Source organism: Streptomyces sp. NPDC056373 (genome assembly GCF_042262425.1).
Lineage (GTDB): Bacteria > Actinomycetota > Actinomycetes > Streptomycetales > Streptomycetaceae > Streptomyces.
This window is the reverse complement of sequence record NZ_JBHJPX010000020.1, coordinates 112,840-134,023: the sequence shown is the minus strand read 5'-3', so window position 1 is coordinate 134,023 and position 21,184 is coordinate 112,840. Positions and strand designations below refer to the sequence as shown.

The 21,184-nt window shown below is 70.9% G+C and carries 21 protein-coding genes and 2 pseudogenes; 13 read left to right on the top strand and 10 right to left on the bottom strand.

Annotation, left to right across the window (positions count from 1 at the left end):
* On the bottom strand, nt 1-399 hold the full coding sequence (locus ACFCXS_RS34225; protein WP_376647260.1) for a nuclear transport factor 2 family protein: 399 nt from the start codon (nt 397-399) through the stop codon (nt 1-3).
* A 102-nt stretch (nt 400-501) separates the two neighbouring features.
* Between ACFCXS_RS34225 and ACFCXS_RS34220 the strand changes: the two genes are divergently transcribed.
* Nucleotides 502-798 (top strand): hypothetical protein, encoded by a 297-nt coding sequence (locus tag ACFCXS_RS34220; protein WP_376647259.1) that lies wholly within the window; start codon nt 502-504, stop codon nt 796-798.
* Nucleotides 799-802: 4 nt separating this feature from the next.
* Here ACFCXS_RS34220 and ACFCXS_RS34215 read toward each other — a convergent pair whose 3' ends face one another.
* The gene (locus tag ACFCXS_RS34215) at nt 803-1,549 is read right to left on the bottom strand and encodes a dienelactone hydrolase family protein (RefSeq protein WP_376647258.1); all 747 of its coding nucleotides are present in this window, start codon (nt 1,547-1,549) and stop codon (nt 803-805) included.
* 108 nt (nt 1,550-1,657) lie between these two features.
* Between ACFCXS_RS34215 and ACFCXS_RS34210 the strand changes: the two genes are divergently transcribed.
* The 4 genes from ACFCXS_RS34210 (at nt 1,658) to ACFCXS_RS34195 (ending at nt 4,839) form a co-directional block, all read left to right on the top strand.
* A complete protein-coding gene (locus ACFCXS_RS34210; RefSeq protein WP_376647257.1) occupies nt 1,658-2,140 on the top strand; it encodes a MarR family winged helix-turn-helix transcriptional regulator in 483 nt (160 codons plus the stop codon).
* Nucleotides 2,141-2,217: 77 nt separating this feature from the next.
* Nucleotides 2,218-2,985 (top strand): class I SAM-dependent methyltransferase, encoded by a 768-nt coding sequence (locus tag ACFCXS_RS34205; protein ID WP_376647256.1) that lies wholly within the window; start codon nt 2,218-2,220, stop codon nt 2,983-2,985.
* Nucleotides 2,986-3,232: 247 nt separating this feature from the next.
* Nucleotides 3,233-4,234, top strand: coding sequence for an ArsR/SmtB family transcription factor (locus ACFCXS_RS34200; RefSeq protein ID WP_376647255.1), 1,002 nt, complete (start codon nt 3,233-3,235; stop codon nt 4,232-4,234).
* A 194-nt stretch (nt 4,235-4,428) separates the two neighbouring features.
* Entirely contained in the window at nt 4,429-4,839 is a 411-nt protein-coding gene (locus ACFCXS_RS34195; protein WP_142147171.1) for a hypothetical protein, read from the top strand.
* Nucleotides 4,840-4,948: 109 nt separating this feature from the next.
* On the opposite strand, the pseudogene ACFCXS_RS34190 reads toward ACFCXS_RS34195, so the two are convergent.
* Nucleotides 4,949-5,281, bottom strand: a pseudogene (locus tag ACFCXS_RS34190) (transposase family protein); the annotation flags it as partial.
* A gap of 273 nt (nt 5,282-5,554) precedes the next feature.
* On the opposite strand from ACFCXS_RS34190, the gene ACFCXS_RS34185 reads away from it, so the two are divergent.
* Together ACFCXS_RS34185 and ACFCXS_RS34180 are read left to right on the top strand one after the other, a co-directional pair.
* Nucleotides 5,555-5,998 carry a hypothetical protein gene (locus ACFCXS_RS34185; protein ID WP_376647254.1) on the top strand — a complete coding sequence of 148 codons (444 nt, stop codon included), beginning with the start codon at nt 5,555-5,557 and terminating at the stop codon, nt 5,996-5,998.
* 126 nt (nt 5,999-6,124) lie between these two features.
* Nucleotides 6,125-6,418, top strand: a complete 294-nt coding sequence (locus tag ACFCXS_RS34180) for a hypothetical protein (protein ID WP_376647253.1) — start codon at nt 6,125-6,127, stop codon at nt 6,416-6,418.
* Nucleotides 6,419-6,451: 33 nt separating this feature from the next.
* On the opposite strand, the gene ACFCXS_RS34175 is transcribed toward ACFCXS_RS34180, so the two are convergent.
* Nucleotides 6,452-7,027: a dihydrofolate reductase family protein gene (locus tag ACFCXS_RS34175; RefSeq protein WP_376647252.1), complete on the bottom strand. Its 576-nt coding sequence runs from the start codon at nt 7,025-7,027 to the stop codon at nt 6,452-6,454.
* A 361-nt stretch (nt 7,028-7,388) separates the two neighbouring features.
* Here ACFCXS_RS34175 and ACFCXS_RS34170 point away from each other — a divergent pair, with 361 nt between their 5' ends.
* Entirely contained in the window at nt 7,389-8,099 is a 711-nt protein-coding gene (locus tag ACFCXS_RS34170) for a Type 1 glutamine amidotransferase-like domain-containing protein (protein ID WP_376647251.1), read from the top strand.
* A gap of 78 nt (nt 8,100-8,177) precedes the next feature.
* Entirely contained in the window at nt 8,178-8,939 is a 762-nt protein-coding gene (locus ACFCXS_RS34165) for a ZIP family metal transporter (RefSeq protein WP_376647250.1), read from the top strand.
* Nucleotides 8,940-9,185: 246 nt separating this feature from the next.
* On the opposite strand, the gene ACFCXS_RS34160 is transcribed toward ACFCXS_RS34165, so the two are convergent.
* Nucleotides 9,186-10,070 (bottom strand): NAD(P)-dependent oxidoreductase, encoded by an 885-nt coding sequence (locus ACFCXS_RS34160; protein ID WP_376647249.1) that lies wholly within the window; start codon nt 10,068-10,070, stop codon nt 9,186-9,188.
* Nucleotides 10,071-10,212: 142 nt separating this feature from the next.
* On the opposite strand from ACFCXS_RS34160, the gene ACFCXS_RS34155 reads away from it, so the two are divergent.
* Entirely contained in the window at nt 10,213-10,815 is a 603-nt protein-coding gene (locus ACFCXS_RS34155; protein ID WP_376647248.1) for a TetR/AcrR family transcriptional regulator, read from the top strand.
* 66 nt (nt 10,816-10,881) lie between these two features.
* On the opposite strand, the gene ACFCXS_RS34150 is transcribed toward ACFCXS_RS34155, so the two are convergent.
* The 3 genes and pseudogenes from ACFCXS_RS34150 to ACFCXS_RS34140 all read right to left on the bottom strand — a co-directional run.
* Complete coding sequence (locus ACFCXS_RS34150; RefSeq protein WP_376647247.1) at nt 10,882-11,415, bottom strand: GNAT family N-acetyltransferase; 534 nt, start codon at nt 11,413-11,415, stop codon at nt 10,882-10,884.
* 87 nt (nt 11,416-11,502) lie between these two features.
* A complete protein-coding gene (locus tag ACFCXS_RS34145) occupies nt 11,503-11,925 on the bottom strand; it encodes a DUF1275 family protein (RefSeq protein WP_376647246.1) in 423 nt (140 codons plus the stop codon).
* Between the two features lie 65 nt (nt 11,926-11,990).
* Nucleotides 11,991-12,191, bottom strand: a pseudogene (locus ACFCXS_RS34140) (DUF1275 family protein); the annotation flags it as partial.
* A 405-nt stretch (nt 12,192-12,596) separates the two neighbouring features.
* Between ACFCXS_RS34140 and ACFCXS_RS34135 the strand changes: the two are divergent.
* From ACFCXS_RS34135 to ACFCXS_RS34125, 3 genes are all read left to right on the top strand, one after another.
* Nucleotides 12,597-14,024 (top strand): MFS transporter, encoded by a 1,428-nt coding sequence (locus tag ACFCXS_RS34135; protein WP_376647245.1) that lies wholly within the window; start codon nt 12,597-12,599, stop codon nt 14,022-14,024.
* Nucleotides 14,025-14,187: 163 nt separating this feature from the next.
* Complete coding sequence (locus tag ACFCXS_RS34130) at nt 14,188-16,269, top strand: SpoIIE family protein phosphatase (protein WP_376647244.1); 2,082 nt, start codon at nt 14,188-14,190, stop codon at nt 16,267-16,269.
* A gap of 171 nt (nt 16,270-16,440) precedes the next feature.
* Nucleotides 16,441-18,591 (top strand): SpoIIE family protein phosphatase, encoded by a 2,151-nt coding sequence (locus ACFCXS_RS34125; protein ID WP_376647243.1) that lies wholly within the window; start codon nt 16,441-16,443, stop codon nt 18,589-18,591.
* A gap of 87 nt (nt 18,592-18,678) precedes the next feature.
* Here the strand turns inward: ACFCXS_RS34125 and ACFCXS_RS34120 are convergent, their stop codons facing one another.
* A complete protein-coding gene (locus tag ACFCXS_RS34120; RefSeq protein ID WP_376647242.1) occupies nt 18,679-19,866 on the bottom strand; it encodes a type III polyketide synthase in 1,188 nt (395 codons plus the stop codon).
* Between the two features lie 306 nt (nt 19,867-20,172).
* Nucleotides 20,173-21,057: an NAD-dependent protein deacetylase gene (locus ACFCXS_RS34115; protein WP_376647241.1), complete on the bottom strand. Its 885-nt coding sequence runs from the start codon at nt 21,055-21,057 to the stop codon at nt 20,173-20,175.
* Nucleotides 21,058-21,184: the final 127 nt, after the last annotated feature.

Below are 21,184 nucleotides of genomic sequence, written 5' to 3'. Positions count from 1 at the left end.
TCACTCGCTCACGGTGTCACCATGACGGTGGGCCACCCTCCACTCGCCGTCTTCACGGCGGTACACCTGGGTGGCCCGCAACGTGTAGGTGCGTGGCAATCCGTCGACAGAGGCGGAGGTGTGCTCCAGGCCTGCCGTGTAGGCCATGTCTCCTGAGACGTCGTACGCCTGCAACTCGAACACGTACGACGTGCAGTGGGAAAAACCGCTCCCGAGGGTCGTGAAGAGGCTGTCCAGCTCCTCTTGCCCATGGGCGTTGCGCCACGCTCCCAGAACACTCACAGGCTCGTGGCGTGACCAAAGTGCGCGGCGAGGAGCCGGATCCCCGTTGTGCAGTGCAAGCTCGGCCTCGTACAGGGCGGTCCTGACCCACTCCAGGAACTCGTCACGATCGGTCATACGCCCATCATGGCCCCGGCGTGCGGGATGCCCGCGCATCCGGCCGGGGCACGTTGTGGCTCCACGACCCGCATTGTCAGTGGGGGCTGAGACGCTGATCGGATGAACGGCGACGAGCAACTGCTGCGCGGCCGGGTCTACGGCCACGACCACGACGACCCCGATCCGGGCCCGCGCTCCGGGCGGACCTATGCCCAGCTCATCGGAGGGCCGCTGGACGGGCTGCTGCTGGACGTCACGGGGTGGACGCCGGACGAGATCGGCACCGGCGCCGCCCTGCCCACCGAGCTCGGGCAGTTCCCCGGCGGCCGCACCCTGTACGACCCGGGCCCCGGCGCGCCGCGCGCAGCGGGCCCGGGAGTGACGTACCGCTTCCACCACCGCGGCGACGCACCGTGAGGCGTCAGCTCCTGGCCAGGGTACGGCCGAGGAGAGGGAGCAGACGGTCCCAGTGGCGTTGCAGCGCGGCAGGATCGAAGGCGTCCGTGTCCGACATGGTGAAGCCGTGGACAGTGCCGGGGTAGATCTCGGAGGTGTGGTCGACCCCCGCTGCCCGCAGCGCCTGGTTGAGCTCGCCCAGCGCCTCGGGCGTCAGGTCGGACTCGGCGTGGCCGAGGTGCACCTCTGCGGTGATGCCGGCCAGGAGGCCATGAAGGCCTTCAGGTCCCGCACCCCCCACGGGGCCGTGAAAACCGGCGACGGCGGCCACCTGGCCGGGGTGCGCCGAGGCGGTGCGCATCGCCAGGAGGCCGCCGAAGCAGTACCCGGTCACCGCGACGGGCCCCGGCGCCACCTCGGGCCGACCGGAGAGAAACCCGAGGTAGGCGTCGGCATCGCTCAGCACACGTTCGTCGGTGTGGGCCCCGATCAGCGGCATCAGCCGGGCGACGAGAGCGATCCGGTCCGCTTCTCCGATGTGTTCGGGCAGCTCGATCACCGGTGCCGGGCCGTGACGGTGGAAGACGTGCGGGACCAGGACGTAGTACCCGTGCCCGGCGAGTTCGCGGGCCATCTCCCGCAGCACCGGCCGGATACCGAAGCCGTCCATGTACATCAGCACCCCCGGGTGCCGCCCGCCCTGGTCGGGAAAGGCGGCGAAGGCGTCGGCGGGGCCGTCCGCGGTGGGGATCTGAAGTGCCTTGAGGGGCAAGGTCTGCCCTTCTTCGTCGTCTCACAGTCAGCGTTAGTCGCTCTAACGGTCCAAGTTCGAGTGAACCTATATCGTTAGTCGTACTAACGCAACGGTAGGATCGGTCCCGTGATCAGAGGCGATGCCGCGGACGTCCGCGGCGACGGCGCGCAGAAGACGCCCGACAGGCTGCGACGGCGGGCGAGCCGACTGCTGTCACAACTGGCCGTACGGTCGGACCGGCTGATCACCGAGGGCCTGGCCCGGGACGACGCCCGTAAGTGGCACTACGCCGTGCTCGCCTCACTGCAGGAGTACGGGCCGGCCAGCCAGGCGGAGCTGAGCAGGCGCTCCGGCATCTACCGCAGCGACATGGTGGGAGTGCTGAACGAACTGGCCGAGCGGGACCTCGTCGAACGCTCGCCGGACCCCGGCGACCGGCGCCGCAACGTCATCACGATCTCCGCGGAGGGCCGCCGCCGGCTACGACGGCTCGACGAGGTCCTGGACGACCTCCACGACGAACTCCTCGCACCGCTGAGCCCGGCCGAACGCGACCACTTCGTGCAGCTGCTCACCCGTCTGCTGGACCACCACACCCGATCCACCTGAAGCCCGGCGATCGTCTTTGGTGCAGGCTGTGCAAAATCATCACCACCGACGGCGCGGCGCGTGCCAGGATGCTCGGCATGCCCGATCGCGCGTTGAGCTTCGGAGTGGTGGCGGAAGCATACGAACGGTTCAGGCCGGGGTATCCGGCGGAGCTGTTCGACATGGTGATCGGGTACGCGGGCCATCCGGTCCGGACCGCCCTCGAGATCGGCGCCGGGACCGGCAAGGCGACCCGGCTCTTCGCCGGGCGGGGGGTCGTGGTCACCGCGACGGAGCCCGACGGGTCCATGCTCGCCGAGCTGCGCAAGCACGTACCGGCCACCGTCGCGACGGAGCAAGCCGCGTTCGAGGACCTGCGACCGGGCGAGCGGTACGGGCTGGTCTACGCGGCCGCCGCGCTGCACTGGACGAACCCCGAGGGCCGCTGGCCACGCATCGCCGCGCTGCTGGAGCCGGGTGGGGTGTTCGCCTCGTTCGGCGGCCCGTTCCGGCTCGCCGACCCGGCCGTGGAGGAAGCCGTGCGCGCGGCGCGGGCACCGTTCCTGGAGAGTGACGAGATACCGTCGCCCGACGGGACGCCTCCGGAGCAGGAGATGCAGTGGCCGGGGACCGAGCTGCAGCGGTCCCGGTGGTTCACCGGCACTCGGCAGTCCACGATCGAACGGCGCCTCACGACGAGCGCGCGCGACTACATCGGGCACCTCTCCACCATCTCGGCCTACCTCGTCCTGCCGGCGTCGGAGCGGGAGCAGTTGTTCAGCCGCATCATGCGGGTGCTTCCGGACCGGGTCGAGATGACCGCCGACATCACCGTCCATCTCGCGCGTCGGCGCCACGAGGACTGATCACGACCGCAATCCGGCGACCTGGTGTCCGCCGTCGCGGCAGAGGCACCCAGCCACTGAGCCTTTTCAGCATGGCCCCTGATCGGGTGATGCGGCGCTCCCCTCAGCCGGTACGGCCGCTGGCGTTCACCGGCTCGAACGCGTGGCCGACGAACGGGTCCTGCGCCTCGACGCCCGATTGGGCGGTACTGGGTGGGGCAGGCTGAGGGGCGTTCACGCCTCCCCTTCGGCGGCAGGAGACCGGCAGGTGTTACGCGTTCACTTCACGGCGGAAGACCTCGCCAGGACCCGGGTGGCCGCGACCATCGGCGTAGCGGCCGAGGTCTACTACAGCCTGGAGCTACTGAGAGACAACCGGGTGCCCACGCACCTCCACACCTGGCGCTCGGCGGTCGCGGGCAGGACGGGGGCCGACACACTCCCCTTGACATCCCTGGTCCCGACGCGCGGTCCCGGGCTTGATCTGCTGGCCCTGACGGGCGATGTGCCCTCTCTGGACCACGCCGTGGACAATCTGCTGCACGCCCCGGTGTCCCGGCTGCGCCGCGAGATCGAGTGTCTCGACTTCCGTCCCGGACAACTGCCGTGGGCCAGACGGGTGGCGGAGGGCGACCGTGACGCGCTGCGGGAGCTGGCGAAGGCCCTGCGCGCCTGCCACCGACTGACCGTCGAACCCTACTGGGACAGAGGACGGTCCGAACTGGTCGCGCTGTCCACCCGTAGCGCGAACCTGATGCTGGAGGGAGGCGTCGATCTCCTGCTGCGCTCGATCTGTGCACCACTGGTCCACTGGCGTCCGCCGGTGCTCGAAGCCCCCTACCCGCGCCGAGTCGATGTGCACCTCCAGGGGCGGGGACTCCTCATCACGCCCACGGTCTTCTCGAAGCACCCGGTGAGTTTCCTGTGGGACCCGCTCGACACCGCTCAGCCACCCCGCCTGACCGTACCGGCCCTCCGCCGGCCACTCACCGGCACCGGAGCGGCGGAGTCGGACGGCGCGACCGTCCGGAACCTGGAGTCCCTGCTCGGCCGCACCCGAGCCGCCGCCCTGCGAGTGACGGCGGAAGGCTGCACGACGAGCGAACTGGCCCGCCGCCTCAATGTCACGGCCGCCGCGGCCAGCCGGCACGCGACCGTGCTGCGCGACACGGGCCTGATCACCACCAGCCGCCGCGGCAGCTCCGTACTCCACCTCATCACCCCGCTCGGGCTGGCCCTGCTGTGGACGGGAGCCCTGACGCAACCGTGACGGCGCGAGGACGCCGCGAACGAACGTCGCCTCCCTGTCACACACCACCGAACAAGGGCACCGAGGTGTGTGAGGCACTGCCGCACCCACCGCCCTGGCAGCCCCTTTAAGCGGTGGCTTAAAGGATGGGCAACGGATGGTCGACCTGCCCAGGATGTGAGGCGACAACCGACTCGTCCCGTTTGGAGGACCACTTGAAGCCCCAACTCGCCGCCGCTGTCGGCTCCGCCGTTCTGACCGCGGCCACCGTACTGGGAGCGCCGGCCGCGGGCGCGCAGACTGCTGCGTACCCGACCACGCCCATCACAGGCGTCTCGTATGGCGCCAGCTACATCAGCGGCACTCTGACCTGGTACAACCGTTCGGTAGGGGTCGACGGAGCACTCCGGGCCGTCGGCTGCCGCAGGGCGTGGGTCGGCGCGTACGACGCCTCGGGTATCCGCCTCGGCGCCAAGAGCACCAGTACCAAGTGCGACGTGACGTATTCGCTCGACGACTTCCCGGCAGTCCCCGCAGACGTGCCCGGCGGGGCCGCGTACGTCGTCGTCTGCCTTGACGACGCCACCGCGTCCCCACTCGATTGCGAGACGTTCTACCGGCCCTGACCCCTCCGACCGCTCGATAAGTGACCTTGCGCCGACACACATACCCGGCCCCGGGGCGGCATGACACGCGCCGCCCCGGAAGCTGATCCCGTCGCCCGACGAGGCAGAGCTACGAGCCGTCAACCGTCGAGCCTCCGTAGAGGACGGCTGCGGCGATTGACGTCATGCGATTCGGGCTGCACCGGGATCTGCGGAAGATGCGCCAGGACTTCAGTCGTGCGACACCACGCTCGACCGGTGCCCGTGCCGCGGACAGTGCACGGTTGACGGTTTGCTGGGTCGGTGTGAGCTCGCGGCCTGGTGGGCGTCTGAGGGGTGTCGTCACCCACGAGCCGGCTCCCATGTAAGCCCGATCGGCGAGGACTGGGACGCCTTGGCGCTCGCAGATCCGCATGATCCCGTGGTCACGCGCCGCCGTCAGGTCGTGGGCACGGCCAGGCATGGACGCGCCCTTGCGCAGGCACTCCACGAGGTCTGGCCGCCTGGTGGCGAGCCACCCTGCACACCAGCGAACACCATTGGGCCGGCACCCATCCCGACCGGGCAGGATGATGTCAGCACTTTCACTGTGAACATCGATCGGCTTGGAGGCACGCCGGTGTGCAGAGTGGATCACGAGGCCGCGGCGGTGGCCACGACAGCGGCTCTGACGGCGGCCCACCCACATCTGACGCAAGGGGCTGCTCCGCACCCGGCACTCGAAGGGTGCGAGGACGTGGCGTGGTCGTCCATCCCCGGCTGTCCGGTCCACGTCCCGGTCGTCCTGCGCGGGCTGCTCGATCCGGCTGCGGCCGAGATGGCCGAACGAGCGCTGGACTGGCTCGTGATGTCGGGACCGATGTCCATCAGCGCCACGATGCCGGCGGTCGTCCCGTACCTGCTGCGACTGGCCGCCGACCCGTCGACTCCGCGCCGCGACGAGCTGTTCGGGCTCGTGCTCGTGGCCGCGGCCCTGTCCGCACCGACGAATCCGGACAGCCCGTGGGACACGGCGGTCAGCGGCCCCGAGGAGGACCACCCTGAACGGGCCCTGTGCCGCGCGGCGTTCGTCGCCGACGCGGCATGGGTGCGGCGTCTCCTGGCCGACGGCGAACTGCTGGCCGGCCTTGACCTGGGGGAGGACGAGCGGGCGTTGCTGATCCAGGCGGCTGGACTGTAGAACGCGGAGGAACCCGACCAGCCGTCAACCCTGCCCGTGCCGCGATCTCCGAACGGGACGCGATGCGGCACGCCATCGTTCGTCGGAAGGCTGATAGGCGGCGCGGATCGGGGTACCTGCGTCGGCATGGCTTCGGAAACTGATCACGCTGAGTCCGTACGAGCCCTGCGGCAACTGCGCCGGATGCGCGCCTTCTACACCGGAGGAGCCGTCATGTGGGCCGCTGCCACCGCGTCGGTGGGATGGACCGACCCGGGGAGCAGGCAGATGTGGGTGTCGGTGGCGCTCCTGGTGGTGTTCGCCTCGCTGCTGGCCATGACGTCTCTGTGGCTGAGGCGCCGGCAGGCCGACCAGCCGGACGAGCCCGTGCACCACGCGGCACCGCGCAGGACGGCGTGGCGTCGCCACGCCAACGCCTGAGACAGGCCGCCGGAGCCGCCGGCGCAGGCGGGGTCAATGCAGCGTGGGGCGGTAGACGAGCTCCTGGATGTGTCCGTCGAGCGTCCGGTGCTCGACCAGCTCCAGGTCGAAGTCCGCCGCATCCCGGAAGACCGGGTCCAGCCCGGTCCGGCCGGTGATGACGGGAAAGAGCGTCACCTGCAAGCGGTCGACCAGCCCGGCGGCCATCAGCGCCCGGTTCAACGACAGGCTGCCGTGCGAACGCAGCGGCACATCGGACTCCTCCTTCAGCCGGGCGACGACCTCGACGGCGTCACCGTGCACGACGGTCGCGTCCGGCCAGTCGAGAGGGCCTTCGAGTGTCCTCGACACCACGGTCGCCGGAAGGTTCCTCATCCGCGTCACCCACGGGTCCCGCACGTCGGACCCCTCGGTGCTCGTGGCCAGCATCTGCATGAAGGTCCGAAAGGTGTTGGCCCCGTAGACCATCCGCTGCTCCTCGCCGTACTGGGCGAAGCGGTGGTCGAGCAGCTCGGGTCCCTGCTTGCCCCAGTAGCCGGTCCAGTCCGCGCGAGCGGCGCCGTAGCCGTCGAGGCTGGAGAAGACGTCGAAGGTGTAGGTGGCGGCCATGTCGATCTCCTTGCGGGCGGTTGACCGGTGTGTGGGGGAAGCGGTGATCTGATTTCGCCGGGCGTTCTGCGCGACCGTTGCACTCATGGACCCGGCGCGCTCGCAGAACTCATCGCTGTGACCACCACACGTGATCTCGAATCCCCCGAACGGCGGAAGTCGCCCGGGGCAAGCCGGACGGTGCCGGGGTGAGCGTGCGGGGCCTCGATCCCGCACCAGTAATGACTGCCGCGGCAGGGACAGGGCGGGCAGGCCGCAATCCGGTTGCCGACGGGCCGCGCCCCACGGCACTGTGCTCACAACTCGTTTCACCGTCCCCACGTTTCGGGAGGCACTGGTGGTGGTTGCGGCCGTTCGTCGGGTGGCCCTCCTGGGGGGAGGCTTTTCGACGGACGAGGACGGCCTACTGGACGACTGGCTGCTCGACCACGCGAGGAGTGAGCGCCCCAAGGTGTGCTTCGTCCCCACGGCCAGCGGCGACGCGCCGGCGTACATCGATCAGTTCTTGCGGGCGTTCGCGTCACGCGACTGCGAGCCATCCGTCCTGCCGCTGTTCCGTCGAGAACTGGACGACGAGGCTCTGCGGGTGTTTCTGCTCGGCCAGGACGTCATCTACGTGGGCGGTGGCAACACCGCGAACCTGCTGGCGGTGTGGCGCACGCACGGAGTCGACCGGATACTGCGCGACGCCTACGACCGCGGGACGCTGCTGTGCGGAATCAGTGCAGGCGCCAACTGCTGGGCCGAGGGCTCGCACACCGATTCCTTCGGCCCTCTGACCTTCCTGCGGGACGGACTGGGCCTCCTGCCGGGGTCGGTATGCCCGCACTACGACAGCGAACCGGGACGCCGCACGTCCTACCGGGAGGCCGTGGCTGCCGGGATGCTTCCCCCTGGGTGGGCGCTCGAGGACGGCGTGGGGGCCCTGTTCGTGGACGGACGTCTTGAAGACGCGGTCACCACGACACCGCAGGCTCGCCTGTACAGGGTGGAGGCAGGCGGAGACGGAGGTCACGGGGCCGGTGAGCGGGTGCTGACGTGCCGGCTGCTCGACCTTCCCGCTGACGCGTAGCAGGGGTGTGTTCCTGCTCGTCCAGGGGCCCGTCCGGCCGCGAGGTGCCCATCACGCTCTCGTGGGTACACGCGCGGCATGTCCGAGGTGATCCAAGCAGGTGGTTGGGGGTTGCTGGCAGGAAGTGCTCTCCTGCTGGGAGCGGTGATCGGCTACGGGGTGCGCGTGTCGCAGAAGGTCATCGCGCTGGTGATGGCCTTCGGTGCCGGCGTGCTTCTCTCGGCCGTCTCCTTCGAACTGGTCGGCGAGGCCTATGAACAGGGCGGGCTGGGCCCGGCGGCCGTGGGGACACTGGCCGGAGCGGCGGCCTACACGGGAGGCAATCTCCGGCTGGCCGGCCGAGGCGCCCGCCATCGCAAGCGGTCGGGCCATCACACGGACCAGACGCAGCCGTCCGAGGAGCAGCAGAGCGGCTCGGGCCTGGCGCTGGCGCTGGGCGCGTTGCTGGACGGAGTGCCCGAGTCGGCGGTGATCGGCGTCAGCCTGCTCAACGGTGGGGCGGTCAGCCTCGTGACCGTCGCGGCCGTGTTCATCAGCAACATCCCGGAAGGTCTGTCCAGCTCGGCCGGAATGAAGAAGGCCGGACGCGGCAAGGGCTACGTCTTCGCCGTGTGGGGAGCCATCGCGGCCGCGAGCACCGTGTCCGCCGTCCTCGGGTACGCCGTCCTGGGCGGCTTCTCGTCCACGGTGATCGCGGGGGTGACGGCCGTGGCCGCCGGTGCGATCCTGGCCATGATCGCCGACACGATGATCCCCGAGGCGTTCCAGGAGGCCCAGCTGGCGATCGGCCTGGTCACGGTAAGCGGCTTCCTGGTCTCCTTCGCGCTGTCCCACGCCTGACCTCACACCCTCGACCGCCTCGCGTGCGCGGGTATGGTCCTCGACGATCCTCCCCGCCACCACGGGTGCCACGCATGCGAGTCGGGGGAGGACGCGGCATGGCGACGCCCACGCAGTCACCGCGCAGGGGCCGGAGACATCAGTGGAGATGTCCCTCGCCCTGACCCTGGCCGCCTGCGAACTGCTGGTGCGCAGAACGCGTGTGACACGTCTCCTGTTCGGGATGCGGACCTGAATCGACGTCGTTCAGCAGCGTCGCCCCTCCGCGGTCCGGGCCTCCAAGGCGCGCAGGACGGCCACCATGTCCTCGTCACCGTGGCCCTGCCGGACGGTCTCGTCGTACAGGGCGTGACACACGTCGAGGAGAGGCGACGTCAGTTCTGCCGCGCGGGCTGCCTCGGCGATCAGGCGGTTGTTCTTCAGGACGTCCGCGGCGGCCGCCTGGACGGAGAAGTCACGCTGCAGCAGCTTGGGCCCCTTGCCCCGGGAGACGGCACTGGCCATGGGGCCTGCGTCCAGGACGTCCCGGAGGAGATGCTGGTCGAGCCCGTGCCGCTCGGCGAAATGGAATGCCTCGGCCAGACCAGTGACCAGGGTGATGAGAAACAGGTTCACCGAGAATTTCAGCAGCAGCGCGCCCGGGACGGCTCCGCACGCGAACGTCTCACGGCACATCGGAGTGAGCAGGGGCCGTACGGCCGCCAAGGCCTCGTCTTCGCCCGCCAGCATCCCCACCAGTTCGCCGCGCTCGGCCGGGACTCGGCTGCCGGAGACCGGGGCCTCGACGTAACGCCCGCCCGCGGCCCGGACATCCTCCTGGAGGCCGTGGGAGTACGCGGCCGAGGTCGTGCCCATGTGGACGACGGCGTGCCCGGCCACGCGCCGGGCGAAGTCCGGTGTGCCACGCCCCAGCACCGCGTCCACGGCCTCCTCGTCGGCCAGCATGAGGAACACGGTCGCCGCCCGCCGGAAGACCTCTGCGGTGTCCGCCGCCACCTCGGCACCGGCGGCGCGCAGCACCTCACCTCGCTCGGGAGTGCGGTTCCAGACCACCAGACGTGTTCCGGCCCGGGCGAGGTTCAGTGCCATGGGCTGCCCCATGACCCCCAGACCGATGAAACCGACGTACATGAGGTACCGCCTTCCCCGGCCCGGGGTCGAGCCGCCGCCTTCACCCTCGACTATGACCGCGGTCATAGTAGCTGTGTTTATGACCGCGGTCATAGACTGACGACCCGGGAACGAGGCGTGAGCGAGCGGACGGAGACCGGCGATGGCGAAGGCGGAACGGGGGCCGCGCGAGCGGATGGTCTTCAGCGCGGCCCAGCTCATTCGCCGTGACGGAGTCCACTCCACCGGAATGCGCGAGGTGGCCGTCGACGCCGCAGCACCACGCGGATCCCTCCAGCACTACTTCCCCGGTGGCAAGACGCAGCTGGTCGACGAGGCGGTGGGATGGGCAGGCGGATACGCGGCAGGCCGTGTCGCCCGGTTCCTGGCCGCGCTGCCCGAGCCGACGCCGAGCGGACTCTTCGCCGAGATGGTCCGTCAATGGACCGACGAGTACGAGACGGCCGGCTTCGCGGGCGGATGCCCGGTGGCGGCCGCCACGGTGGACTGCGCGGAGTCGGTCCCCTCCACGCGGACGGCCGCATCCGCGGCCTTCGCGACGTGGACGGGTGCCGTCGCCGCGGCCCTCGCCGGGATGGGCGTGCCCGAGAAACGGGCCGGCGCGCTGTCCACGCTCATGATCAGCAGCCTTGAGGGCGCGATCCTCCTGGCTCGCGCCGAGCAGGACGTGCGGGCCCTGACGACCGTGGCCCAGGAGCTGGGCCCTCTGCTCGACGCGGCCGGGCGCAACGGCCGACGGCCCTGAGGTCCCCGCAGCCGGTGCCGTGCTCGCCCAAGCACACGCCGCCCGGCCGTCCGCACCAGCCGGGCTCTATCCCTGGTACTGCGTCAGGTCGATGCCGTAGATCGCGAGGTCGTGGTCGTGGTCCGGATGCCGGGCTGCTCCCTCCGTCTGCATGCCCAGCTTGTCGAGTACGTTCGCGGAAGCCCTGTCGCTCGTCCGGCAGACGGCCACCACCCGGTCGAGGCCGCGGTCCTGCACGGCGAACTCCAGGGTGGCGTGCGCCGCTTCCGAGGCGTATCCCTGCCCCCAGAACACCCGCCCGAGCCGCCAGCCGATCGCGACCTGGCCGGAGATCCCGGCCGGCGCGTCAGCCACGGAGAGACCGACGGCGCCCGCCAGCTCACCGGATCCCAGGAGCTCGACGGCGAACACCCCGAAGCCTTCCTCGTCCCACTCCTCCTCCCAGGCCTCGATGTCCTCGGCGGTCTGCTCCAGGGAGCGCGGCGAGCCGTCGCCGACGCGTCGCATCACCACCGGATCGGCGTGGATCTCGGACAGCGGGACGAGGTCGTCGTCGAGCCATCGGCGCAGCAGGAGACGGGGTGTGCGGATCTCGGTCATGGCCCACATCCTGCCGACGCGGCAGTGGGAGCGCGAATCCGGGGCCGACCTCGACTCTTGCCAAGCCGACGGCTTCGCCCGCCCCCCTCAACCGGCCTTGGCCGGTTCCGTCCCACCGGGTGGTGCGACCGTGCCCGCCACCGCGAGGAGCAGCACCACCGCCGCGATGACGAGCAGCGCTCGCCCCGTGCCCAGCGGCACCAGCAACAGCGTGCCGAGCACACCGCCGGTGAAGAGTCCGCCCACGGTGGCCGTCCAGCGTGTCCTGGCCAGCCGCTGCTTCGCCGTCATCCCGCGCAGCGCTGCCCGGGGGCGTCTCAGCACGTCGTTGATGAGCTCGGCGATGGCCGTCTGACTCAGCAACGTCGGCATGCCCGGCACGTGGACACGCAGGATGGTGGAGGCGCGTACTCCCATGGCCGGCGCGACGAGTGCGACGACCCCACGGTCTTCATCGGCGGGAACGGATCCGGTGCCGTGTTCCGCGAGGGCCAGCGCACCGGCGCACACCAGCAGGGCGCCCTCGCAGACGAGTCCGGCCGCGAACCACGGCCCCTGCGTCGCGCGAGGCGTTTCAGCACGACATCCGCGACGGCCGCCCCGACCATGAACGCGCCGATCGCCGTGGCGGGCCGCGCCACGGGAACGTCACCCTCCCCGGCGAGCGCGAAGGACAGGAAGAGCACGTTGCCGGTCTCCAGCGCGCAGAACACCTTTCCCATGGTCAGAAAGCTCACGGCGTCGACGGCACCCGCCGGCACGGTGAGCACGGTCATGACGGCCACCCGCCGGGCATCGGCCGTGAGGACCGGGGACGCATCGGACATGCGCCCAGTGTGATCAGCCCCGATGGCCGGATACTGGACCACGGCCGGGACACGCGCCCGATGGCTGCGGGCGGACTACTACGTTCTGACGCCGCTCGACCCCGCAACCGCCTCCAAGGCCGCCGCCTTCCGTACCGGCCCCCGTCCGGTTAGGGTTTGGCCCCTGGTCACCACGAGGAGATGAGACATGCCCGGTTTCCCGAGCGCGCGTTGACGTCGTAGGCCGTGTGACGGCCTGTCATCGCGTGCTGCCTCTGATGTTGCGGCACAGCGAGCCTTCTCCTGCCCGAAACCGCCGAAGCACCTTCGCCGTGCTCGGTGGCGGGCCTCGTTGCCGGCAACACGAGGGAAACCGTGCCGTCCGCTTCCTCCGCCTCCTCTTCTTCAGATGCTTCCGACGCGTCCGGTTCCGGCCGACCCGCTCCGTCCGGTCTGTGGCGGGACGCCGACTTCCGCAGACTCTGGTGGGGTCAGACGGCATCCCAAGTCGGCGAACACGCAACTCTGGTGATTCTGCCGCTCCTTGCCGTCCTGACGCTGGACGCCGGTGCCGGCCTGCTGGGCGTCCTCCGAGCGGTCGGGCAGGCGCCGATCCTGCTGCTCTCGCTGTTCGTCGGCGCGTGGGTCGACAGATGGCGTACCCGCACGACGATGGTGCTCTCCGACACCGGCCGGGCCCTGGCCCTGGGCGCTGTCGCCCTGGCCGCCCTCGTCGGCCACCTGGGCATGCCGAGCCTGCTCGCGCTCACCTTCACCGTCGGGGCCCTGTCCGTGTTCTTCGACGTGGCGTACCAGGCGTCCCTCGTGCGACTGGTGGAACGCGACCGACTGGTGCGGGGCAACAGCGCCCTCGAGGGCAGCAGGTCCGCGGCGCAGACCGGCGGTCCCGCTCTCGGCGGTGCGCTGGTCTCCCTGCTGTCGGCACCCCTCGCCGCCGCCTGCGGCGCGCTGTTCTTCGCGTTGTCGTTCCTGTCGATCCGGCGCATCCGCCGAGCCGAATCGATGCCGCCCCGTCAGGACAAGCCCCCGCGGGTCCGGCGGCAGGTCCATGAGGGCCTGCGCTTCGTCGCCGGCGACACCTTCCTCAGATCCGTATGCCTGGCCTCGGCAGCGTTCCAGTTCTCCTTCGCGGCCATGATGACCGTCTACCTCCTGTTCCTGCCCCGCGAACTGCACCTGTCGGGCACCGTCGTGGGACTGGCTCGCGCGGCGGCGGGCCCGGGTGCGCTCCTGGGCTCGCTGCTGGCAGCCCGCCTGCCCGGCCGGTTCGGTCACGGCCCGGTGGTCATGTGTGCGGCGGTCCTCGGAGACGGCGTGTTCCTGTGCGTGCCCGCGCTGGACGGCTCCTCGGCCGTCACGGTCCCCGTGCTCCTCGCGGTGGGCTTCGTGTTCGGCTTGGGCGGCCAGCTGGTGAATGTCACGCTCATGGCCGTCCGGCAGGCCGTCACCCCGGACGGGATGCAGGGCCGGGCGGCGGCGACGATCACGTGGGCGGGCATGGGGCTGACCCCGGTCGGGTCCATGGCCGGCGGATTCCTCGCGGGGGAGTGGGGGCTGCGTACCGGCCTGCTGGTGACCGCCGCAGGCATGATGCTGTCGCCCGTCGTCATGGCCCTGTCCCCGCTCGCACGCCTCGGACGCCGGCTCCCCGCCCCGCAGGGTGGGCTGCCGACGGCCACCCACCCCGACGCCCGAGGGGCCACCACGGCTGCTGTGCGGCACCCAGGAGCCGGACCTCACGCGCCGGACCGATCCGAAGAGACCGACCCCGGCGGACCATGATCTCCTCGGGCGGAACCGAGACCTGTGGAAGGCTGTACGGGTAAGGACCGACCTGCGAGCCGGACCCGGATCGTGAACGGCTGCCGGCCTGTCACCGGCCGCCGTGCGCATCTGCTCGGGCAGACGGGTGCGCCGTGGGGTCGAAGGCCTGAGGGGCGATGTGATGAGCCGAGCGAGCCAGCCTCCGGAGCGGGCGGGTGATTGGCAGGATCCGGCATCCGACCCGAGCGGGCTGATGGACCTGCTGGGTGTCGCCGCGGTGCTGGTGGAGGCCGACGGCCGGATCGACATGTGGAGTCCGCAGGCCGAGGAGCTGTTCGGCTACACCGGTGACGAAGCGGTCGGGCAGTACGCGGCCGCTCTCCTGCTCCACCCCGAACACCGGAAAGCGGGCAGGGGGCTGTTCGCCGAGGTGATGGCGACCGGCCGGGGCTGGGCCGGGCCGTTCCCCGTCCGGCTCAAGGACGGCAGCACCCGGACGGTCGAGTTCCGCAACATGCGGCTCACGGACAACCTCGGCGATCACTACGCGCTCGGGCTCGCCACCGACCGGGCCACGGTCCGGCACGTGGAGCGCAACGTGGCCCTCTCCAGCCAACTGGTCACCCAGGCGCCGATCGGACTGTCCGTCCTGGACACCGAGTTGCGCTACGTGGCGGTCAACGGTGCCCTGGCCTCGATGCACGGCGTCCCCGAGGCGGACCACGTGGGCCGCCACTTCCGGGAGATCCTGCCCGGCGCGCCCTTCATGACCGCGGAGAACCAGATGCGGGAGGTCCTGGCGACCGGACTGCCCATGGTGGACGAACAGGTGGTGGGCCGGACCCGGGCCGACCCGGACCACGACCACGCCTGGGCCGTGTCGCTCTACCGGCTGGAGGACCAGAGCGGGCACGTGCTGGGGATCGCCAACGTGGTGGTGGACGTCACCGACCGGTACGAGGCGGCCAGGCAAGCCGACCGGGCCCAGCAGCGCCTGCGCCTGATGGCCGACGGATCGGCGCGCATCGGGACCACCCTGGAGGTGGAGCGGACCGCCCAGGAACTCGCCGACGTCCTGGTGCCCGACCTCGCCGACATGATCGCGGTGGACATCCTGGACTCCGTCCTGCGGAAGGGTCGCCCGGACCGCGGAGACGGCCCGGCGCTGTTCCGGGCGCTGGCGGTGAAGACCGCCTACCCCACCGGGGCCTCCGAGGCGATCATCCAGCCCGGCCACCTCACCGCCTACCACGCCGACCATCCGGCAGCCCACTGCCTGCGCACCCGCAAACCGCTGCTGATCACCCACCTCGACAGCGGTGAGCTCAGCCGTATCGCGGCCGACGACGCCGCGGCCGGACTGCTCGCCGAGGCCGGTGTCCACACCGACATGGCCGTCCCCCTCATCGCCCGCGGACAGATCATCGGCGTGATGGGCCTGGCCCGCGCCCGCAACCCGCAGCCCTTCGACGAGGACGATCTCACCCTCGCCTGCGAGCTGGCCTCCTCCGCGGCGCTGAGCATCGACAACGCCATCCTGCACCAGCACATCCGCAGCGCCGCCGAGACCCTGCAGCGCAGTCTGCTGCCCCGCCCCTCGCCGCGCCGTCCCGGCCTGGAGATCGCCGCCCGGTACCGGCCCGCGCAGGCCTTCAGCGAGGTCGGCGGCGACTGGTACGACATCATCCCGCTCAGCGGCGACCGGACCGCCCTGGCCGTGGGCGACGTCATGGGCAGCGGGATCCCGGCGGCCACCGCCATGGGCCGCTTGCGTACCGCGACCTCCACCCTCGCCGACCTCGACCTCGCGCCTAGCCGCATCCTCACCCACCTCGACAAGATCACACAGGGGCTGGACCCGTACATCGCCACGTGCGTGTACGCCGTCCACGATCCGCACGCCGGCCGCCTGCAGGTGGCCTGCGCGGGCCATCTGCCCCCGGTCCTGGTGCGGGCCGGCCGACCGCCCGAACTGCTCGACCTGCCCACCGGCACCCCGCTGGGAGTCGGCAGCGGTCCGTTCGAGACCTCCGTCGTCGACATGAACCCCGGTGATCAGCTCGTCCTGTACACCGACGGACTGGTCGAGACCCGCGACGACCCCATCGACAAGCGCCTGGCCGAGCTCCTGCGCCTGCTGTCCCCGCCGTGCCGCTCCGCGGAGGAAACCTGCGACCGGCTGCTCCGGGAACTGCGTCATCCCGCCGACCACGACGATGTCGCGCTGCTCATCGCTCATGCACGGCCACTGACCTCGCTCTGAGCACGGGACGGAGGCCCGACGCCCCGTGCCCGGGTGCTCGAGCGATCGCTGATGTGTGCGAAGCGGCCCCCGGTGTTATTCAATGAGGTGTGCGGTCAGGGACTCGGGGCCCCACCGCACGGGTCCGAACAAAGCCCTGGCACCCACGCCGGGGAATGCTGAGAGAGCCGCATGGACTCCACACCCTCGCCCTCGTCCTCCTCGGCGTTCGAGCTGGTCAGCCGCGCGCTTGGCCGCTACATCCCGCAAGGTGGAGCGTCAGCGGTCGACCCGCGGGGCGACCGTGCCACCCGTCAGCGTGTTCCCGACCCTCCGGCCGCCGGACAGCAGGAGCAGATCCTCGGCGCGGTCAACCTGGACTCTGATCTGCTCATCACCCGCTGCAACCTCGACGCCCCCGTGTTCGCAGGTCTGGAGGCCGACGCCGGGAAACCGTTCGTGGATCTCCTGCCCCCGGGCGACGTACCGACGGTCACCCGCAGGCTGCGGCAGGTCGCGGAGAGCGGTGAGGCGCACGTCGCCCGCATCCAGCGGCTGCGGCGGTGCGACGGATCCGAGCTGGTCGTGTCGATGAGCATCCTGCCCGCCGCGTCGCCGGAGGAGGGCCTGACGGTCTCCGTGATCGCGATGGCCAGGAGGCTGCACCTCTACGCCGCCGAGACCGCGATCGGCACCTCGCTGGACATCGGGGAGACCGCACAGTCACTGGCGGAGTCCCTGCTGGCCTGGGGAGACGTCGCCGCCGTAGACCTCGACTTCGCCGTGTGGACGGGCGAGGGGGTCACCGGAAAGGCCCAGGGGCGTATCCACCTCCGGCGGGCGGCCCTGGTCCCGGACCGGGTGTGGCCCGAGGGCTACATGACCCCCGGCGACGATCTTCCCGGCGACGCCAGCCGTCTGCTGGCCCAGGCGGTCCTGCGGGACGATGCCCCGCAGACCATCGTCATACCCGACCGCCAGGCGGTCGAACGCGTCTTCGGCAGTCCCCGAGTGGTACGCGCCCTGGTACCCGGTGGCCGGTCGGCGGCCGTGGCGTGCATCCCCCTGGTCCTGGACGGCGCCCCGCCCGTCGTACTGGGCGTGGCGGAGGTGTGGCGGCGGTCGGACTGCCCCTTCCACGACAGCGAGCTGTTCGACCTGCAGGAACTGGTGGCCAGAACCGCCCACCACGTTGATCTGGCTCGTCAGCACCAGCGTGAGCACACACAGGTGCTGGCCCTGCAGCGCCGGCTCCTGCCCCGGTCCGGCGGCGACACGATCGAGATCGCCAGCGTCTACCAGCCCGCCACCCCGGACAGCGCCGGTGTCGGGGGCGACTGGGTGAACAGTTTCCCGCTGCCCGACGGCCGTACCGCGCTCGTGGTCGGAGACGTCGTCGGACACGGCCTGGGAGCCGCCGCGACCATGGGCCAGCTGAGCATGGAGGCCCGGGCGCTGCTGTCCGCGGGGCTCGCGCCCGACCAGGTACTGGAACACCTGGACGAGACCGTGACGCTGCTGGACGACGCGGAGTCCGGGCTGGCGGCCGGCTACAGCGCCCTGGGGTCGACCTGCTGCATCGCCCTGTACGACCCGGTGGGCCACCATGTGACCCTGTCCAGCGCCGGCCATCTCCCCCCGATCCTGGTCACCCCGGACGGACACGCCGGGGCGCCCTCGATCCGCCCTCACCCGGGACTGGGCGCCGAGTTCGCGCTGCGCGAGCCGTTCGACGTGTACACGATCGGCGTTCCACCGGGCTCCGTGCTCGCCCTGTACACCGACGGGCTGGTGGAGGATCCCGCCCTCTCGATCGACGAGGGCATCGACCGGCTCGCGGACGTCGTCTCCACAATCCATCCCTGGGACGTCCTGCAGCAGACGGCACGCGACGTCGTCTCCGCTCTCGCGCCGGCGCCCCAGCGCGACGACGTGACCCTGCTGCTCGCGCGGATGATCGGCTACCGCAAGGGGGACACGGCGACCTGGCGGCTGCCCGCGCGCAGTGATGCCCCCGCCCACGCCCGCGAGCGGGTCGCCGAGCTGCTGAAGCAGTGGGGCACCAGGGACGACACCCGGGACAAGACGCTGCTGCTGGTCAGCGAGCTGGTCACGAACGCGGTGCGCTTCGCCACCGGTCCCGTGACGGTACGGCTGATCAGGTCCGGTCACGTCCTGCTGTGCGAGGTGGGCGACACCGGCAACGGCAGGCCGCGCCTGAGGCGTGGCGACCTGCTCGACAACGGCGGCCGTGGGCTGAGCATCGTGCACCGGCTCACCAGCCGGTGGGGAGTGCGGTGGACGGACAACGGGAAGGTCGTCTGGGCGGAAGTCGCGAGGTGAGGCCGCCGGACCCGGTGAGTGCGGCGAAGGCACGTCAGGCGGGCGGCCTCGCCCCTGCCGACCGAGCGGACGACGCCCTCGATCGCACTACAGCCACTGCCCCTCCAGCGCGGTCGCGCTGAGTCCGGGTGCCGCCGCGTACAGAACTGCGCGATGCCCCGCCTTCAGCCGGCCCGCGTCGTGTGCCCGGCGCAGGATGTCGAACACCGCCGCGCCTCCGCGGTTGCCGGTGGTGTAGCTGTCCCGGCTGTAGTCCAGCAGTCCCGACGGCCATCCCTCGGGCATCGTCTGCTCCATGTACTCCAGCACGCGGGTCCCCCCGGGGTGCGCCAGCAGTACGTCGGGGTGCCAGGAGTCAGGGTCGTCCTGGTACCGGGTGCGCAGCCACTCCCACATCGCGGTGACCGTCTCCTGTACGGCGCGCGGTCCACGCCGGTCCATCACGAAGTGGGTGCCGTCCGCGCGGGTCTCCAGACGGTGCAGGTCCTGGGTGCCGGGCAGGGTGTGGTGCCAGGACGCGTCCAGCCGCAGCACCGACTCGGGCCTCGGGCGGCCCGTGACCACCGCGGCGACCGCGGTGTCCGCGAACAGCAGCCGGACGATCAGGGACTCGAGCGTGTCGTCCGCCGGCTGGTAGGTCGTGCTCAGCGCCTCCGAGATGACGACCAGGACCACCCGGTCGGGGTCGGCGGCGACCAGCTCCGCCGCCAGCGCCAGGGAACGCGTCCCCGCGATGCACGCCCACTGCGTGGCCGGCAGCAGCATCGCGTCGCTGCGCAGCGACAGCCTGTTGGCCAGGGCGACGTCCAGGCCCGGCAGCGCCGGGGTGGTGGAGTGGCTGGTGATCAGGCAGTCGACGTCCGCTGCGTCCAGCCCGGCTGTCTGCAGGGCCCCGCGCGCCGCGCGCTCCCCGTAGGACTGCACGGCCTCCCAGGCGGGCGCGGTGCGCTCCTGGACCGTCTGCGGGGCGGGTATGGACTCCAGGGCGGCGATCGCTCGGTCCACGTCCTGCTGGGCGAACCCCTCACGCGCGAGCGCCTCTTGGGCCGGCTCGATACCGACAGCGTGCAGACCGCTGCCCTTGCCGGGAGCGACGGCGGTCTCCAGAGGCAGCATCCAGCCGCGGGTCTCGATGCCCGTGCTCGCGGCGATGCCGTCGATTCGCGGCGCCCACGCCGCACCCCGGTGCCGGTCGCTCACCTCCGCCACGATCTCGCTGGTCACCACGGCGTGCTCGCCGTGTATCACGGCTGGCGGGCAGAGGTATGCGGCCATGATGATGCACCTTTCGAGGGGAGGCGGGGAGAATGCCGAGAGTGCTGTGTCATGGGTCACTTTGTAAGTTCGCGCCCAAGGGAATGCGGATGAGCGCCACTTCAGGGGCAGTCATCCGGTTCGAGCATGGATGCTAAAGGGACATTTCCGCTGTGATGCAGACAACTAAGGCGAGATTTGGGCGGTGTGACACGCCCCACGCCGTCGACTCATGAGGGGTTGTCCAGCACACACCGGCTCCGTCGGGCCGTACGCCGCGGGGCACGCATGACCGGGCCCGCCGCGGCGCGGCCCTTCACGCTCCGCTCAGTCGACGGGAATGCCCAGGCGCAGAGATACGGCGCTCAAGGTCGAGCCCAGCGGGAGAGAGACCCTGACACGGGCGAGGTGGTCGCCGCGGGTCTGATCCCGGTTGACGATCAGCACCGGTTTCCCGGCCTGTGCCGCCTGGCGGACGAATCTGAGGCCGGACATCACGGTCAGGGAGGAACCCAGGACCAGCAGCGAGGTCGCCGCACGGACCAACTCGCGGCATTGTTCCACTCGCTGGGGCGGTACGGATTCGCCGAAGAAGACGACGTCCGGTTTGAGGATGCCGCCGCACGCCGTGCAGGGAACCACGCGGAAACCCGCGACCTGGTCGTCCGTGAGATCGGCGTCCCCGTCGGGGTTGATGCCCGCGGCCACGGGCTCGAACCCGGGGTTGGCCTCCTCGAGCCGCACGGCGAGTTCGCGGCGCGGGCTGCAGGCGCCGCAGGAGAGGCAGACGACCCGGTCCAGGGTGCCGTGCAGTTCCACGACGTCCTCGCTGCCGGCGGCCTGGTGCAGGCCGTCCACGTTCTGGGTGACGACACCCGAGAGAAGACCCTGGCGTCCGAAGGAAGCCACGGCCCGGTGCCCGGCGTTGGGGCGGGCTCGGCCGAAGGTGCGCCGGCCGAGGTGGCTGCGTGCCCAGTACCGGCGCCGGGCCTGGGGGGTGGCGGTGAAGTCCTGGTAGGTCATCGGAGTGTGCCGGCTCAGGCTGCCTCCCTCGCCCCGGTAGTCGGGGATGCCTGATTCGGTGGAGATGCCCGCGCCGCTGAGCACCAGTACCCCGCCGCTGCGCAGCGCCTCGACGACCGGCTCGGGATCAGTGGTGCCCGGCGGCAGGTCCTCGGCAGGGGTCCAGCTCAAGGTGGGACGCATGCGCATGCCGTCAGGGTACGGAACAGCGGCCTCCCGCACCCTGCACTCTCATCCCATTGCAACGTGTTGGATGGATCCGTTGTTTGAGCGTCAAGGCTGTTGCAATGGTTGCTGGCTTTGAACTGTGAGCATC